14 protein-coding genes are annotated in these 16,629 nt (G+C 71.7%); 4 read left to right on the plus strand and 10 right to left on the minus strand.

Translation table 11 applies throughout. From position 1 onward, the window contains the following. Window positions 1–81 precede the first annotated feature (81 nt). From ACZ6ZR_RS29590 to ACZ6ZR_RS29600, 3 genes are all read right to left on the minus strand, one after another. Window positions 82–774: an aggregation-promoting factor C-terminal-like domain-containing protein gene (locus tag ACZ6ZR_RS29590; RefSeq protein ID WP_465647473.1), complete on the minus strand. Its 693-nt coding sequence runs from the start codon at window positions 772–774 to the stop codon at window positions 82–84. A 424-nt stretch (window positions 775–1,198) separates the two neighbouring features. Continuing rightward, on the minus strand, window positions 1,199–2,533 hold the full coding sequence (locus ACZ6ZR_RS29595) for a PhoH family protein (protein WP_465647475.1): 1,335 nt from the start codon (window positions 2,531–2,533) through the stop codon (window positions 1,199–1,201). A gap of 171 nt (window positions 2,534–2,704) precedes the next feature. Then, complete coding sequence (locus tag ACZ6ZR_RS29600; protein WP_465647477.1) at window positions 2,705–3,499, minus strand: isoprenyl transferase; 795 nt, start codon at window positions 3,497–3,499, stop codon at window positions 2,705–2,707. 354 nt (window positions 3,500–3,853) lie between these two features. On the opposite strand from ACZ6ZR_RS29600, the gene ACZ6ZR_RS29605 reads away from it, so the two are divergent. After that, window positions 3,854–5,449: a chitinase gene (locus ACZ6ZR_RS29605; RefSeq protein WP_465647479.1), complete on the plus strand. Its 1,596-nt coding sequence runs from the start codon at window positions 3,854–3,856 to the stop codon at window positions 5,447–5,449. A 106-nt stretch (window positions 5,450–5,555) separates the two neighbouring features. Here ACZ6ZR_RS29605 and ACZ6ZR_RS29610 read toward each other — a convergent pair whose 3' ends face one another. Then, on the minus strand, window positions 5,556–6,167 hold the full coding sequence (locus ACZ6ZR_RS29610) for a prepilin peptidase (protein ID WP_465647481.1): 612 nt from the start codon (window positions 6,165–6,167) through the stop codon (window positions 5,556–5,558). A gap of 82 nt (window positions 6,168–6,249) precedes the next feature. Here ACZ6ZR_RS29610 and ACZ6ZR_RS29615 point away from each other — a divergent pair, with 82 nt between their 5' ends. Next, window positions 6,250–7,464, plus strand: coding sequence for a pyridoxal phosphate-dependent aminotransferase (locus ACZ6ZR_RS29615; protein WP_465647483.1), 1,215 nt, complete (start codon window positions 6,250–6,252; stop codon window positions 7,462–7,464). A gap of 109 nt (window positions 7,465–7,573) precedes the next feature. Here ACZ6ZR_RS29615 and ACZ6ZR_RS29620 read toward each other — a convergent pair whose 3' ends face one another. Continuing rightward, window positions 7,574–9,403: a phosphoenolpyruvate carboxykinase (GTP) gene (locus tag ACZ6ZR_RS29620; protein WP_465647485.1), complete on the minus strand. Its 1,830-nt coding sequence runs from the start codon at window positions 9,401–9,403 to the stop codon at window positions 7,574–7,576. A gap of 275 nt (window positions 9,404–9,678) precedes the next feature. Between ACZ6ZR_RS29620 and trhA the strand changes: the two genes are divergently transcribed. Then, entirely contained in the window at window positions 9,679–10,347 is a 669-nt protein-coding gene (gene trhA, locus ACZ6ZR_RS29625) for a PAQR family membrane homeostasis protein TrhA (RefSeq protein ID WP_465647487.1), read from the plus strand. Window positions 10,348–10,371: 24 nt separating this feature from the next. Here the strand turns inward: trhA and ACZ6ZR_RS29630 are convergent, their stop codons facing one another. The 3 genes from ACZ6ZR_RS29630 to ACZ6ZR_RS29640 all read right to left on the minus strand — a co-directional run bounded on the left by ACZ6ZR_RS29630 (window position 10,372) and on the right by ACZ6ZR_RS29640 (window position 12,294). Continuing rightward, entirely contained in the window at window positions 10,372–10,623 is a 252-nt protein-coding gene (locus tag ACZ6ZR_RS29630) for a hypothetical protein (protein ID WP_465647489.1), read from the minus strand. Between the two features lie 164 nt (window positions 10,624–10,787). Continuing rightward, window positions 10,788–11,630, minus strand: coding sequence for a hypothetical protein (locus tag ACZ6ZR_RS29635; protein ID WP_465647490.1), 843 nt, complete (start codon window positions 11,628–11,630; stop codon window positions 10,788–10,790). 10 nt (window positions 11,631–11,640) lie between these two features. Next, a complete protein-coding gene (locus ACZ6ZR_RS29640; RefSeq protein WP_465647492.1) occupies window positions 11,641–12,294 on the minus strand; it encodes a papain-like cysteine protease family protein in 654 nt (217 codons plus the stop codon). Window positions 12,295–12,545: 251 nt separating this feature from the next. Between ACZ6ZR_RS29640 and ACZ6ZR_RS29645 the strand changes: the two genes are divergently transcribed. Beyond that, window positions 12,546–13,475, plus strand: coding sequence for a hypothetical protein (locus ACZ6ZR_RS29645; protein WP_465647494.1), 930 nt, complete (start codon window positions 12,546–12,548; stop codon window positions 13,473–13,475). A gap of 200 nt (window positions 13,476–13,675) precedes the next feature. On the opposite strand, the gene ACZ6ZR_RS29650 is transcribed toward ACZ6ZR_RS29645, so the two are convergent. Continuing rightward, window positions 13,676–14,530, minus strand: a complete 855-nt coding sequence (locus ACZ6ZR_RS29650) for a GNAT family N-acetyltransferase (RefSeq protein ID WP_465647496.1) — start codon at window positions 14,528–14,530, stop codon at window positions 13,676–13,678. 27 nt (window positions 14,531–14,557) lie between these two features. After that, the gene (locus ACZ6ZR_RS29655; RefSeq protein WP_465647498.1) at window positions 14,558–16,621 is read right to left on the minus strand and encodes a thioredoxin domain-containing protein; all 2,064 of its coding nucleotides are present in this window, start codon (window positions 16,619–16,621) and stop codon (window positions 14,558–14,560) included. Window positions 16,622–16,629 lie beyond the last annotated feature (8 nt).

Consider the following 16,629-nt stretch of genomic DNA (forward strand, 5'->3'; position numbering starts at 1 on the left):
GGCCCCGGACCGACGGCCCGGAACGACGACGGCCCCGGCCTGATCACAGGTCGGGGCCGTGCGCGTGGTCTGACGTGGTGTCTAGTACCAGTGGTGGGACTGCCAGAACGACCAGGCGCCGCAGGGCGAGCCGTAGCGGTTGTTCATGTAGTTGAGGCCCCACTTGATCTGGGTCGCGGGGTTGGTCCGCCAGTCCGCGCCGGCCGAGGCCATCTTGGAGCCGGGCAGCGCCTGGACCAGGCCGTAGGCGCCGGAGCTCGGGTTGCTGGCGGTGTAGTCCCAGCCGCTCTCGCGCTTCACGATCTGGCTGAAGCACTGGAACTGGGAGTCGTTGCCGACGATCTGGAGGGCCATCTCCTGGACCGAGCCGGGGCTGACGGTGGCCATCACGGAACGCGCCTTGGCGCGGTTCGCGGCCTCCTCGTCGGCCTTGCGCTTGGTCTCCGCGGCCTTCGCGGCGGCCTGGGCCGCCTTCTCCGCGTCAGCCTTGGCCTGCGCGTCGGCGGCCGCCTTCTGACGGGCCGCCTCCTCGGCGGCCTTCTTGGCGGCGGCGTCGGCCGAAGCCTGCTGAGCGGTCGCCTGGGCGGCGATGTGGTCGCTGACCGTCTGGGCGTGGGCGCCCACCGGGACGTCCTGGAGCAGGGTGGCTCCGGCGACGTCGACCGTCTGAGTCGGCTTGCCCTCGCTGCCCGAGGCCACACCCACGACCGCACCGACAGCGGTGACGGCGGTGGCGGAGGCCACGGCAACTCCCCGGACCGAGATCCGAGTCACATGGTTTCCTTCCAGCAGCACCCACAGCCGTGACCGTCCGGGTGCACCATGCCCCTGGTCGCTGGCCTCCATGGTGGTGCTCTGGTCACGGGAGACTCGGGCCCGGCACCTCTCCGGCAGGCCGGATCGGCGGTTCGTTCGGGCGGCGTACGGCTCATGGTTGTTCAGTTGTCCACCCGGCGACCGGAGTTGTCGGGTGATATGTGCCGTACGCGGGGCCTGACAGAACCCTCACCATGCCGCACGGGGACGGGTCAACGCAATTCCCCTTCGCGTGGCAGATGTCACAACCTCCACCACCAGGGAGTTTGGCTGAACACCGCCCGACCGACAGTCAGATCAGCTGACAGCAACGGGACCTGATACTTCGTACCAGGTCCCGTTGCCCCGTTGTGCCCCGGTATGCCCGGGCGCCGAGCACCCGCTACGGGCCGACGTCCTCCAGCATCTCGGTCACCAGTGCCGCGATCGGCGAACGCTCCGAGCGGGTCAGCGTGATGTGGGCGAACAGCGGATGGCCCTTCAGCTTCTCCACCACCGCGACCACGCCGTCGTACCGGCCCACCCGCAGGTTGTCCCGCTGGGCCACGTCGTGGGTGAGGACCACCCGCGAGCCCTGGCCGATCCGGGACAGCACGGTGAGCAGGACGTTCCGCTCCAACGACTGGGCCTCGTCCACGATCACGAAGGCGTCGTGCAGCGAACGGCCCCGGATGTGGGTGAGCGGGAGCACCTCCAGCATCCCCCGGGAGATGACTTCCTCGATCACGTCAGGGGTGGTCACCGCCGACAGCGTGTCGAAGACCGCCTGGGCCCACGGGCCCATCTTCTCCGCCTCGCTGCCCGGCAGGTAGCCCAACTCCTGGCCGCCGACCGCGTAGAGGGGACGGAAGACCATCACCTTGCGGTGCTGCCTCCGCTCCAGCACCGCCTCCAGGCCGGCGCAGAGCGCCAACGCGGACTTTCCGGTGCCGGCCCGGCCGCCCATCGAGATGATGCCGACCTCCTGGTCGAGCAACAGGTCGAGGGCGACCCGCTGTTCGGCGCTGCGGCCGCGGAGCCCGAAGGCCTCCCGGTCCCCCCGGACCAGCCGCACCCGGCCGTCCGCGGTGACCCGGCCCAGGGCCCGGCCGCGCTCGGAGGTGAGCACCAGCCCGGTGTGCACCGGGAGCTCCTCCGCGCCCTCCACGTCCACCGCGGCGTCGTGGCCGGCGCCGAACAGCGCGTCCACCTGGTCGCCGGCGACGTGGAGTTCGGACATCCCGGTGTAGCCCGAGGTGATCGCCAGCTCCGCGCGGTACTCCTCCGCGAGCAGACCGACCGCACTGGCCTTGATCCGCATCGGCAGGTCCTTGGAGACGACGGTGACGTCGTACCCCTCGGCCTGGAGGTTGCGCGCGACCGCGAGGATCCGGGTGTCGGCCTCACCACCGCCGATGCGGTAGCCGGCCGGGAGCACCGAGGTGTCGGAGTGGTTGAGCTCCACCCTGATGGAGCCGCCCACCTCCCCCACCGGGATCGGCTCGTCGAGCCGGCCGAAGCGGACCCGGTAGTCGTCCAGCAGGCGCAGCGCCTGACGGGCGAAGTAGCCGAGCTCCGGGTGGTGCCGCTTGGCCTCCAACTCGGTGACCACGACCACGGGGAGGACGACCTCGTGCTCCTCGAAACGGGTCATGGCGAGTGGGTCCGCCAGGAGCACGCTGGTGTCGAGAACGTACGTGCGCCGGTCTGGTGTCCGGCGGCTCTTGGTACTGACCACTAGGCCTCCAGAGCCGGTCCCCCGACCCGGGCGGCCGGGTACCGGTCATGGTGGGTCTATTCCCTCACCCGAGACCTGACGAACCCACCTGGAGATCATCCTCTTGGTTAACTTTCGGTGCGTCAGACCGTCCGTGGGCCACCGGTCCTGGCCGCCCGGGACACCCAGGGGCTACAGCCCCAGCCGACGGTTCCTCAACTGGAAGTCCCGCAGCGCCCGCAGGAAGTCCACCTTCCGGAAGGCCGGCCAGTACGCCTCGCAGAAGTAGAACTCCGAGTGGGCGCTCTGCCAGAGCAGGAAGCCCGACAGGCGCTGCTCGCCGGAGGTGCGGATGACCAGGTCCGGGTCGGGCTGGCCCTTGGTGTAGAGGTGTTCGGCGATGTGCTCGACATCGAGGTGTTCGGCGAGCTCCTCGATGGAGGTGCCGCGCTCGGCGTGCTCCTGGAGCAGCGAGCGGACCGCGTCGGTGATCTCGTGCCGGCCGCCGTACCCGACCGCGACGTTGACGGTGATCCCGTTGACGTGGGCGGTGGCCTCGGCGGCCTCCTTGAGGGTGGAGGAGGTGCGCTCGGGGAGCAGGTCGAGCGCGCCCACCGGGTGGACCTTCCAGCGGCCGTCGGCGGCGAGCCGGCGGACGGTGTCCTCGATGATGCCGAGCAGCGGCAGCAGTTCGGCCGGCGGGCGGGAGAGGTTGTCGGTGGAGAGCATCCAGAGGGTGACCACCTGGACGTGCGTCTCCTCGCACCAGCCCAGGAACTCGCTGATCTTGTCGGCTCCGCGCTGGTGGCCGTCCACGGTGGTGCCACCGGTCGCCTTGGCCCAGCGGCGGTTGCCGTCCAGGATCACGCCGATGTGGTGCGGGGTGTTCTCCAGGTAGACCTCGACCCGGCGGCCGTACAGCCGGTAGGCGTTGTCCAGCAGGGTGCGGAGACCCGGCGTGCGCTCGACGACGTCGCGCAGACCCAATGTAGTTCGGTCCCTCCGTGCTCGGCCCCCGGGACGGGTACCGAAAAATACCCTGCGCAGCCTACTCCGGCACCGGTCCGCACGGTAAAGCCGCAGGTACCGACCGTGTCACGACCTGACGCCGCCGCCGTGACCACGGACACGGAACGGTCTCCTGTTCCTTAAATATGGCGTAAGCCGACCGCCGACTCCTTGACGCTTGCCATTGGTCTAGTCCAGCTTTTGACCGAGAGCAGCGGACGCCCCACCGGCCGCCGCACTCACCGGAACCACAGCGGACCTCCCCTCCCCCACACGGAGCCGCCGCGCCCCCCACCGCGGCGGCTCCTCCCTCCTCCCCACAGGAGCGTCTCCATGGCTCGTACGCTGACGCAGCCGTCCCACCGGCGCCGTCGCAGCCCCGTCCCCGTCCTCGCGGCCGGCGGCACCGCGCTCGCGCTGGCCGCCACCGGCCTGGCCCTGTTCGCCGGGGGCGCCAACGCCGCCGTCGGCAACCTGGTGGCCAACGGCGGCTTCGAGGCCGGAAACCTCTCCGGCTGGACCTGCACCGGCACCGCCTCGGCCGTCGCCTCCCCGGCGCACTCCGGCTCGTACGCGCTGAACGCGGCGCCGAGCAGCTCGGACACCGCCGAGTGCCAGCAGACCGTCAGCGTGCTGCCCAACACCAGCTACGCGCTGGCCGGTTGGGTGCAGGGCCCGTACACCTACCTCGGGGTCCGCGGCACCGGCGGCACCGACCCGTCGGTCTGGTCCAGCCAGTCCAGCTGGAACCAGCTCTCCACCAACTTCACCACCGGCGCGGGCGTCAACAGCGTCACGCTGTACGTGCACGGCTGGTACGGCCAGGCCGCCTACCAGGCGGACGACCTCACCCTGACCGGCCCGGGCGGCACCGCCTCGCCGACGTCGACCGTGACGCCCACCCCGACCCCGACCCCCACGCCGACGGTCACCCCCACGGCCACGCCGACCCCGACCCCGACCCCGACGCCGACGCCCACTCCGACTCCGACCCCGACCCCCACGGCGACCCCGACCGGCCCGGTCACCGACCTGCCGAAGCACGTGCTCACCGGCTACTGGCACAACTTCGACAACGGCGCGACCGTCCAGAAGCTGAGCGAGGTGCAGAGCGCCTACGACATCATCGAGGTGTCGTTCGCGGACTCCGTCCCGACGAGGACCGGGGCGATCACCTTCCAGCTCGACCCGGGCCTGTCCAGCAAGCTCGGCGGCTACACCGACGCGCAGTTCCGCGCCGACGTGAAGGCCAAGCAGGCGGCCGGCAAGAAGGTCGTCCTCTCCATCGGCGGCCAGAACGGCGCCATCACGGTCAACGACGCGACCGCCGCCGCCGCGTTCACCGACAGCGCCTACTCGGTGCTGAAGGACTACGGCTTCGACGGCATCGACGTGGACCTGGAGAACGGGGTCAACCCGGAGCAGCTGGGCAACGCCCTGCTCAACCTGCAGGCGAAGGTCGGCTCCAAGTTCGTCCTCACCATGGCGCCGGAGACCATCGGCGTCTACTCCACCGAGGGCGCGTACTTCAAGCTGGCGCTCAAGACCAAGTCCATCCTCACCGTGATGAACACCCAGTTCTACAACTCCGGTGGCATGAACGGCTGCGACGGCAAGGTCTACAACCAGGGCACCATCGACTTCATCACTTCCCAGGTCTGCACCCAGATCCAGGGCGGCCTGCGGCCCGACCAGGTCGGCATCGGCGTCCCGGCCTCGGCCAAGGCGGCCGGCGGCGGCTACGTGGCCCCGAGCGTGGTCAACAACGCGCTCAGCTGCCTGGCCACCGGCACCAACTGCGGCTCCTTCGTCCCGCCGGCCAAGTGGCCGACCATCCGCGGCGCGATGACCTGGTCGACCAACTGGGACGCCAACAACGGCAACGCCTTCTCCAACACCGTGGGCCCGTTCGTCCACTCCATGCCGTAACACCTCCCCGGTGCGCGCCCTATGAGGGTGGGGTCGCACACCACCGAGGCCCGTCACGCCGCTCCAGGCGTGGCGGGCCTCCTCCCATTTCGCTCCTGACGGCCCGTCAACCGGTCAGCAGGACGGCGAGCAGCGTGCCGAGCAGCAGCGGCGGGCCGAAGGCCAGGTCGTCCTGGCGCCCGGCCCGGCGGGTGGCCAGCAGGGTGACCGCCCAGACTCCCGCCAGCAGGACGGTGTACAGCAGCCCGGCCAGCACGGTGGACCAGCCGGTGACGGCCAGCAGGGCGCCCAGGCTGGGGGCCAGCTTGGCGTCGCCGAGGCCGATCGGGACCAGCAGGGCCAGGACGGCGAAGCCGAGGCCCAGGGCCAGGGCCGCGAGCAGGCAGCGGAGCAGGGACTGACGTTCCGTCAGGGCCAGCAGGGCGGCGGTGCCGAGGGCCAGCGGGAGGGTGAGCACATCGGGCAGCCGGTGCACCGAGGCGTCGATCAGGCCGAGCGGCACCCCGAGCAGGGCCAGCCAGACCAGCACCGGCCAGCCGGGCGCCCCGTACCCGTACCCGACCGCGGCGCCCACCGCCACCGTCACGGCGGCCTGCGCCCACAGCGGCACCGGCCGCGCCGTCTCCCCCTCGTAGGGCACCGCCCAGCGGGCCACCGCCCACCGCACCCACACCACCGCGACCAGCCCCGCCAGCGCCCCGCCCAGAATCGCCGTCATGGGCCACAGCCTCCCAGAACACCTGACGCTGTGGGCAAGGCCACTGCGGAACCGGGGCCTCCCGGCCGTAGCATTACCGAGCATGCAGGTCATCCAGTCCAGCAAGCTCGCCAATGTCTGTTACGACATCCGCGGCCCGGTACTCGACGAGGCGATGCGACTGGAGGACCAGGGCCATCGCATCCTCAAGCTGAACACCGGCAACCCCGCCGCCTTCGGCTTCGAGGCGCCCCCCGAGATCCTCCAGGACATCCTGAAGAACCTCTCCTCCGCGCACGGCTACGGCGACTCCAAGGGCCTGCTCTCGGCCCGCCGCGCCATCGTGATGCACTACGAGGAGCGCGGCCTGCACGGCCTCACGGTGGAGGACGTCTTCCTCGGCAACGGCGTCTCGGAGCTGATCCAGCTCGCCATGACGGCCCTGCTGGACGACGGCGACGAGGTGCTCGTACCCGCCCCGGATTACCCGCTGTGGACCGCCTCGGTCTCGCTGGCCGGCGGCACGGCCGTGCACTACCGCTGCGACGAGCAGTCCGAGTGGTACCCGGACCTGGCGGACATCGAGGCCAAGGTGACCGACCGGACCAGGGCCATCGTGGTGATCAACCCGAACAACCCGACCGGTGCGGTGTACCCCCAGGAGGTGCTGGAGGGGATCGTCGAGATCGCCCGCCGGCACAAGCTGGTGCTCTACGCGGACGAGATCTACGACAAGATCCTCTACGACGACGCGGTGCACGTCCCGCTGGCCACCCTGGCGCCGGATCTGTTCTGCGTGACCTTCAACGGCATGTCCAAGTCCTACCGGGTGGCCGGTTTCCGCTCCGGCTGGATGGTGCTCTCCGGCGACCGGCACCGGGCGGCCAGCTACATCGAGGGCCTGACCGTGCTGGCCAGCATGCGGCTGTGCGCCAACATGCCCGCCCAGCACGCGGTGGCCGCGGCGCTCGGCGGCCGGCAGTCGATCAAGGACCTGCTGCTGCCCGGCGGCCGGCTGCTGGAGTCCCGGGACGCGGCGTACGAGCTGCTCAACCAGATCCCGGGGGTCAGCTGCGTCAAGCCCAAGGGCGCGCTCTACGCCTTCCCCCGGCTGGACCCGCAGGTCTACAAGATCAAGGACGACGCGCAGATGGTGCTGGACCTGCTCCGGGCCAAGCACATGCTGATCGTCCAGGGCACCGGCTTCAACTGGCCCGAACCGGACCACTTCCGGCTGGTCACCCTGCCCCGACCGGAGGAGATCACCGACGCCGTCACCCGGATCGGCGACTTCCTCTCCGGCTACGCCCAGCCGTAGTCCCGGTACGCCGAACGGCCGGAGCCCCGCACCGGACGATCCCCAGAGGGTTGGGATCGTACGGTCGGGGCTCCGGCCGTTCTGTGACGCCGCGTCAGCTCACCCGGGCTCAGCCCAGGCGGTCGACCAGCGCCTCGTACTCGTCCCAGAGCGCCTTCGGCGTGTGCTCGCCGAACAGCTCCAGGTGGGCGGGGACCAGCGCGGCCTCCTGGCGCCAGATGTCCTTGTCGACCGAGAACAGCAGGTCGAGGTCGGCGTCGGCGATCTCCAGGCCCTTGAGGTCGAAGCCCTCGACGGTCGGCAGCACGCCGATCGGGGTCTCGACGCCGGCGCCGGTGCCCTCCAGGCGCTCGACGATCCACTTCAGCACCCGGGCGTTCTCGCCGTAACCGGGCCAGACGAAGTCGCCACCGGCGTTCTTGCGGAACCAGTTGACGTAGTAGATCTTCGGCAGCTTCGCGGCGTCGGCCTCGGCGCCGAGCTTCAGCCAGTGGGCGAAGTAGTCGCCCATGTTGTAGCCGCAGAACGGCAGCATCGCGAACGGGTCGCGGCGCAGCTCGCCGACGGTGCCCTCCTGGGCGGCGGTCTTCTCGGAGGCGATGTTGGCGCCCAGGAAGACGCCGTGCTGCCAGTCGAAGGACTCGGTGACCAGCGGGACGGCGGTGGCCCGGCGGCCGCCGAACAGGATGGCCGAGATCGGCACGCCGCCCTGGTCCTCCCACTCCGGCGCGATGGTCGGGCACTGCGCGGCCGGGACGGCGAAGCGGGCGTTGGGGTGGGCGGCGGGGGTGCCGGACTCGGGGGTCCAGTCGTTGCCGCGCCAGTCGGTCAGGTGGGCCGGCGGCTCGTCGGTCAGGCCCTCCCACCAGACGTCGCCGTCGTCGGTCAGCGCGACGTTGGTGAAGACCGTGTTGCCCCAGAGGGTGTCGATCGCGTTGGCGTTGGTGTCGGTGCCGGTGCCCGGGGCGACGCCGAAGAAGCCGGCCTCCGGGTTGATGGCGTAGAGCTGGCCGTCGGCGCCGAACCGCATCCAGGCGATGTCGTCGCCGATGGTCTCGACCTTCCAGCCCGGGATGGTCGGCTGGAGCATCGCCAGGTTGGTCTTGCCGCACGCGGACGGGAAGGCGGCCGCGATGTACTTGGGCTCGGCGCCGGTCGGCGGGGTGAGCTTGAGGACGAGCATGTGCTCGGCCAGCCAGCCCTCGTCGCGGGCCATGGTGGAGGCGATCCGCAGCGCGTAGCACTTCTTGCCGAGCAGGGCGTTGCCGCCGTAGCCGGAGCCGTAGGACCAGATCTCGCGGGTCTCCGGGAAGTGCGAGATGTACTTGGTGCTGTTGCACGGCCACGGGACGTCCGCCTGGCCCTCGGCCAGCGGGGCGCCGACGGTGTGCACGGCCTTGACGAACTCGCCGTCCTCGCCGAGCTGGTCGAGCACGGCCTGGCCCATCCGGGTCATCACGCGCATGGAGACGGCGACGTAGGCGGAGTCGGTGATCTCGACGCCGTACGCGGCCAGCGGGGAGCCGACCGGGCCCATGGAGAACGGCACGACGTACATCGTGCGGCCCTTCATCGCGCCCTTGAAGAGGCCCTCGGCGCCGGTGAACAGCTCCCGCATCTCGGCGGGGGCCTTCCAGTTGTTGGTCGGGCCGGCGTCCTTCTCCTGCTCGGAGCAGATGTAGGTGCGGTCCTCGACCCGGGCGACGTCGGTCGGGTCGGACGCGGCGTAGTAGGAGTTGGGCCGCTTCTCCTGGTTGAGCTTGGTGAAGGTGCCCTGGGCCACCAGCTGGTCGGCGAGGCGCTGGTACTCCTCCTCCGAGCCGTCGCACCAGACGACGGCGTCCGGCTGGGTCAGCTCCGCGATCTCGCTCACCCAGGCGAGCAGGCGCTTGTGACGGGTCGGCGCGGTTGCGCTGAGCGCAGAGATCTCGTTCGACACGATCGCTCCGTTTCACGCCATCTCGTCGGGGAGACGGCGTCGCGGTGGTTGAGGGTGTCTACACCGTAGCTCCGCCCTCAAGGCCGTAACACGGCACAGAGGCGTCATTGGCGCAATTTTTACGCCTCCTTGTCTAAGTACTGACGGGTAACAAGGCTCCGCCGTCCCTCCTCGAACCTTCGAGTGCCACCCTCGAACACTCCAGAACGTACAAAGGTGGCGATCATCACTTCCTACGTGTTGGTAACCTACGGGACCGTAGGTACGATCTGGCCATGACGGACGTTCTGACCCAGGCCCTGGCCGAGATCAAGCCCAAGTGGCGCGGATGGCTGCACGCGGGGATGTTCCCGGCCTCGGTGGCCGCCGGCATCGTGCTGATCTGTCTGGCGGGCTCGACCCCGGCCCGGATCGCCTGCACCGTGTACTCGATCAGCGCCTGGATGCTCTTCGGGGTGAGCGCGGTCTACCACCGCTTCGACTGGGGCCCGCGCGGCGACGCGATCCTGCGCCGGCTCGACCACGCGAACATCTTCCTGATCATCGCGGGCTCGTACACCCCGTTCACCATCCTGCTGCTGGACGGCGGCCGGCAGCAGGTGCTGCTCTGGCTGGTCTGGGGCGGAGCCCTGGCCGGGATCGCCTTCCGGGTCTTCTGGGTCGGCGCGCCACGCTGGCTCTACACCCCGTGCTACCTGGCCCTGGGGTGGGCGGCGGTCTTCTTCCTGCCCGACTTCCTGCGCACCGGCGGAGTCGCGGTGCTGGTCCTGATGCTCGTCGGCGGCGTGCTCTACAGCGTGGGCGGCGTGGTGTACGGACTCAAGAAGCCGAACCCCTCACCACGCTGGTTCGGCTTCCACGAGGTCTTCCACGCCTTCACCCTGGGGGCGTTCATCACGCAGTACGTCGGGGTCTCCCTCGTCGCGTACAGCGTCGCCCACTGAGGCCCCGTCAGTCCCGGGGTCCGCTCAACGGGCCGTGCGGCCCTCCAACCGCCGCCGGGCCCGGGCGCACTGCTCGCAGTGGTCGGCCTCCGGCCGGACGGCCGCTCTGCGGTGCATCGACCGCACCTTGAACCGGCGGGCCACGTCCATCATCACCAGCGCCACCTCGGCCGCCGCCACGATCCAGACCATCCTCGGTCCGCCCAGCACGTAGGCCAGCACGACGGCCAACGCCGCCGCGACCGCGACCAGCGTCCCCGTGTACCTCACCGCCATCTGCTCCCCGCTCCTCTCCTGACACCCAACGGGACTCCGACGGCACACACGGTGACATGCCGGACCGGCAGGAAGGCGAACGAGGGGTCAACGCTTCGTCAAAAAAGACCGAGGACGCGGTGCCGGTCTCCCGGCGCCGCGTCCTCGTTCCCGTCCGGCCCCCGCTACCCGCGGGCCCTGCGCCGTGCCCTGCTGCGCAGACCGAGGCCGGTCAGGGCGGTGGCCAGCAGGGCCGCGCCCGCCGTGCCCGCCGTCAGCAGCGACGGGCCGCCCGGCTCCGCCACCGGAGCGGCCTGGTAGCCGCCGCCCCTGCCGTCCCGGTCGTAGACCGAGCCGGGCAGCTTGTCGCCGTAGCGCTGCTTCACCTGGCGCTGGTAGTCGGCCAGCGAGACCCCGGCGCCGACCGCCTTGCGGGCGTCCTCGTCCAGCGGGAGCACCCTGCCCCCGCGCAGCACGTACCAGGCATCGATCTGCGGCTCGCGGAAGGCGGTGCCGCCACCGCCCGCCACGGCCTGGGCCGCGTAGTCGGTCTCGTCGCCGCCGGTGGCGATGTTGACGACCCGCCAGTTCGCGCCCTGCTTGGCCGTCCAGACCGAGGCCACCTGGCCGTCGGCCGCCACGGCCTTGCTGGCGGTGTACTCCGCCCGGGCCACCGGGGCGCCCGGCGTGCCGGCCACGAAGCCCGGGTCCAGCAGGTAGACCGGGACGGTGTCACCGCTCAGCCGGGGTGCGGCCTCGGCGGCGGCCTTGGCCTCGTCGGCCGGGGAGAGCGCCAGCGACTGGTTCGGCGGGACGCCCTTGCGGGCGAAGAACCGGCCCAACTGGTCGAGCACGGACGGGGACTGGGCCGCGCCGCGGGCCGCGCTCAGCTCGGTGGGGGCGAGCTGGGCGGGAGCGGCACCGGGATCGGCCGCCTGGGCGAGCGGGGCGGCGGCCAGGCCGAGGGTGGCGGCCAGCACGGTGGCGGCCGCGAGCCGGGAGGCTTGCTTACGGATGGTGTCGGTCATGGTCGTCTCCTCAGGCGCCGATCCGGTAGAGGGAGTGGGTCCAGGAGAACGTGTTGTTGTTGACGTAGTAGTTGTAGTCCGCCCAGTTGTAGCGGTAGTTGGAGGGCCACGGGTCGCCCCAGTAGACCCAGTTGTTGCCGGTGTCGTAGCCGTAGAGCACGTGCATGTGGCCGCCGCCGGAGGACCACTGGATGCGGGTCTCGATCGGCCGGTTGGCGTCGATCTCGGTCTGCACCGTGCTGTAGCGCAGGTAACCCGTCACGTACGAACCGGAGTTGATGCCGATGTAGCGCAGCGCCGTCTGCACGTTCGCGAGGTTGGCCTGGTTGTTGGGGCAGCTGGAGTTGATCGAGCGGTTGAACGCGGCGTTGCAGAACTGGTTCTGGCTGTAGGTGTAGCCGAAGTAGGTGGCGATGGTGTTGCCGCTCGCCGCCCAGCACCAGTTGTCCTGCTGCTGTTGCTGCATGGTGAGGTTGAGCTTGCGCACCCCGAGCGCCGTGACGGCACCGGGAGCCTGGGCGGTGGCCGACCGGGCCTGGGGCGCGGCTTGCGGGGTGGTGGCGGCCTGGGCCGGCGTGCCGGTGGCGGCCACCAGGGTGGGGGCGAGGACGCCCAGCGCGAGTGCGGCGACCGCACGGCGCAGGCGGGTACTGGAGATCTGCATGGGCTTCTCCTCCTTGCGTTCCCGCAGGAGAGGGGATGTGGGGGCACCGCGATGGGGCGCGGTGCAGTGAGCATCGGCCCATGACGGGAGCCGGTCAACGCACCTCGTCAGGGCCCCGGAGGGGCTGTGAACGAGGCCCCGCGCGCTGTGAACACGGCCGGCGCCCTCCGCACGTCAACACGTCCGGACCGGTGACAACTCGCCACCGGCGTGTGAATATTCACGGTCAACCCGACAGACGGGAGCCCGCCGTGCAGCAGACCGTCCAACCCGAGCTCGCCACCGCCCTCCGCACCGGCCCGTTCCACCTCGCCCTCCGCGCCGCCATCACCGCCCGCGGCCTCGCCCTGCACCGCCTACGGCTGCACCTGGCGCAGCGCGGCGTCCAGGTCGGGGTGACCAGCCTGAGCTACTGGCAACAGGGCCGCCGCCGCCCCGAGCGGCCCGAATCCCTGCGCGCGGTACGGGTGTTGGAGGAGGTGCTGGAACTCCCCGAGCACTCCCTGACCCGGCTGCTCGGCCCCCGCCAGGCCCCCGTCGAGTCCGCCGGGCCCGCCACCCGGCCGTACCGCGACCTGATCGCACCGGCCCTGGCCGTGGACGGCCTGCTAGCCACCATCGCCTCGCCGCCCGACACCGGCCTGCACACCATCACCCACATCGAACGGGTGCGGATCGGCGCCGACCGGCAGATGGTCCGCCGCGACTCGCAGCACGCCCTGCGGGCGCACCGCGACGGGATCGACCGCTACCTGGCGCTCTACCAGGGGGATCCGGGGTGCGACATCGGCGCGGTGCGGGTCCGGGGCGAGGAGAACTGCCGCCCCGGGCGGGTACGGCGCGACCCCGAGGCCGAACTACTGGTCGCGGAACTGCTGTTGGACCGCCGCCTGCGGACCGGGGACACCCATCTGCTGGGGTACGGATTCGACGACGCCCCGGCGGCGGTGCCCTCCACCGAGTACGTCCGCGGCTTCAACTCCGGCGCGGGGCAGTACGTCCTCCAGGTCACCTTCCACCCGGCCGCACTGCCCGTCCGCTGCCATCGCTTCGCCAGCCGGGCACCCGGCGAACCACCGTACGAAACCGAGGAGTTGACCCTCGACGGCCACCACTGCGTCCACCTGGTGGCCGGCCCGCTCGGCCCCTGCCTGCTGGGCATCCGCTGGGACTGGGAGTAGCCGGCCCGCAGGGCGGCGGGCCGGCAGGGCAGCGCCCCGGGGGCGCGAGGCTCTGCTGATCTGCGGCTCCGCCGCGGGGCGCGCAGGGGAGCGGCAGCACCTGCAACTGGCTCACAGTGGGTCAGTTGCACGTGAGCCGCCTTCCGATTTGCGCAGTGCCCCGCGCCCCCGGGGTAGCCACCTGCCAAGGGCGCCCCGCGTCAGGCGAAGTCGATGGAGACGCAGTCCTCGACCGGGCGGTAGCCGAGCTTCTGGTAGATCGAGTTGCTGGTGGGGTTGGCCAGGTCCGTGTAGAGCAGCACCTCCGCCGCGCCGGCGGCGAGCGCGTGGGCGGAGCCGGCCGCGACCACGCCGCTGGCGTAGCCGTGGCCGCGGTGCTGCGGCGGGGTGTAGACGGGCCCGATCCGGGACATCCCGGCGATGACGTCGCTGACGCCCGCGAAGGAGACCACCTGGCCCTCGTGCTCCCAGACGTGCAGGCCGCCGCGGGCGATCCGCCGCTCCACGGTGGGCCGGTGGTTCTCGCCCGGGATGCCGACCTCGGCCTCGGCCACGAAGGCGGTGAACCAGTCCACCAGCAGGTCGGTCTCGTCCGGGGCGGCGAGCCGGACGGAGCCCTGCGGCAGTGGCGAGGGATCGGTCAACTCACCCAGCCGGTACAGCCGTTCGTTGGTCTTGACCAGACTCTCGATCCCGGTCTCCCGCTCCCAGGCCTCGGCGAAGGCCCGCGCCGCGACGAGCCCGCCGCCGACGGCCGGCACCTCCCGCCCGGCCCGGGCGAGCGCCGTCGCCAGCTCGGCCGCCGCCTCGGGCGGCATGGTGCTGAGCCGGACCGGGAACGGCGGCGTCCGGCAGAAGACGCCGGCCACCGGTGCGTCCGGTTCCGGCCGCCACCAGCCGAACCACGGGTCGGCCTCGCCGAAGACGTGCAGGCCGCTCTGGGTGAGGTTGTGCACCAGCGTCAGCAGGACGGTGTTCTCGGCGGGATGGGCCGCCAGGAAGTCACCCGCGTTTGTCCGGAAGTCGTCCAGGGAGGAGGAGAGGGTCCAGGTCATGCCGCATCCTGCCTGATCAACCGGGCTTCACGCATCCTCATTACCGGAGGTCCGCGCCCCGACCTTCGCCGCCAGCCCGGCCGCCTCCGCCACCGGCGCCTCGCAGACGAAGTGGTGGCAGACGTACGCCCCCGCCGCCCCGCCCACCAGCGGCCGGCCGGCCAGCAGCGGCACCTCGGAGGAGCCGGGCTCCCCGACCGCGACCACGGCGCCCGGCGCGGTACCGAGCAGCGCCGTCCGGTGCAGCAGCGCGCGCCCGGCGTCGCCGTCCGGGCCGACCACGGCCACCTCGCGCGGCCCGTCGGCCAGCGCCTCGGCAGCGGCCAGGCCCCAGCCGACGAACCGCGGCGCCCGGCCGCCCAGTGCGCCGACGATGCCCAGCGCCCCCTCGGCCGCCGTCCGGTGGCGGTCGGAGCCGGTGTACGCGGCGTAGGTCAGCAGCGCCTGGGCGGCGGCCGTCCAGCCGGAGGGGGTGGCGTTGTCGGTCGGGTCCTGCGGGCGGCGGATCAGCTCCTCGGCGTCGTCGGCGGTGTCGTAGAGCGCGCCTGACGCCTCGTCACGGAAGTGCGTCAGCACGGTCTCCAGCAGCCCGCCGGCCAGCCCGAGCCACTCGGCCCCGCCGGTCACCGCGTACAGCGCGAGGAAGCCCTCGGCGGTGTCCGCGTAGTCCTCCAGCACGCCCGCGTTGGCCCCGGCCCGGCCGTCCCGGGAGGTGCGCAGCAGCCGGCCGTCCTCGCCGAGGTGCACGGTGATCAGCAGGTCGGCGGCGCGCTCGGCGGCCTCGACCAGGTCGGGGCGGTCGAGCAGGGCGCCGGTCTCGGCCAGCGCGGCGACGGCCAGGCCGTTCCAGGCCGCCACCACCTTGTCGTCCCGGGCCGGGGCCGGCCGCTTCAGCCGGGCCTCGTACAGCGCCGTCCGGATCCGGTCGTGGGCGACGTCGTCCACCGGGTCGGAGAGCAGCTGGAGCACCGAGCTGCCGTGCTCGAAGGTGCCCGCCGCGGTGACCTCGAAGAGCGTCGCGGCCACCGCCGCGTCCCGCTCCCCCAGCACCTCGGCCAACTGCTGCGGCGTCCAGGCGTAGTACGCCCCCTCAACGCTCTTCCCGCTCTCCTCGTCCAGGCTGTCCGCGTCCAGCGCGGAGGCGAACCCGCCCTCGGGGGTGCGCAGTTCGCGCAGCAGGAAGTCGGCGGTCTCCAGCGCGATCCGGCGCGGCAGGTCGGCGCCGGTGGTCCGCCACAGGTGCAGGTAGGCGCGGAGCAGCAGGGCGTTGTCGTAGAGCATCTTCTCGAAGTGCGGCACCACCCAGCGGTTGTCCACCGCGTACCGGGCGAAGCCGCCGCCCAACTGGTCGTAGATCCCGCCGCGCGCCATCGCCTCGCAGCTGCGCTCCGCCATCGCCAGCGCCTCGGCCGAACCGGTCCTGGCGTGGTGCCGCAGCAGGAACTCCACCACCATCGACGGCGGGAACTTCGGCGCCCCGCCGAACCCGCCCCACTTCCCGTCGTACGTCCGCCCCAACTCGGCCACCGCGGCCGCCAGTTCCTCCGCCCCCGGCGCCTCGTGCACCCCGCTGCCGACCCCGTACACCGAGGCCCGCTCCGCCAGGTCCGCCCTGATCCGGGTGGCCACCTCGCCGACCTCGTCCCGACGGTCCCGCCAGGCCGAGTTCACCCCCTCCAACACCTGCCGGAAGCCCGGCAGGCCGTGCCGCGGCTGCGGCGGGAAGTACGTCCCGAAGTAGAACGGATCCTTCTCCGGCGTCAGGAACACCGTCATCGGCCACCCACCCTGCCCGGTCGCCGCCTGCACCGCCTCCATGTACACCGCGTCCACGTCCGGCCGCTCCTCGCGGTCCACCTTCACGGCCACGAAGTGCTCGTTGGCGTACGCCGCCACCCCCTCGTCCTCGAAGGACTCATGGGCCATCACATGACACCAGTGGCAGGCTGCGTACCCCACGCTCAGCAGCACCGGCACCCCGCGCCGCTCCGCCTCCGCGAAGGCCTCAGGGCCCCAGGGCCACCAGTCGACCGGGTTGTCGGCGTGCTGCAGCAGGTACGGGGAGGTCGCGTCCGCGAGACGGTTCGGCATGGCGCCCA

This window comes from Kitasatospora sp. NPDC088742, from assembly GCF_055584905.1.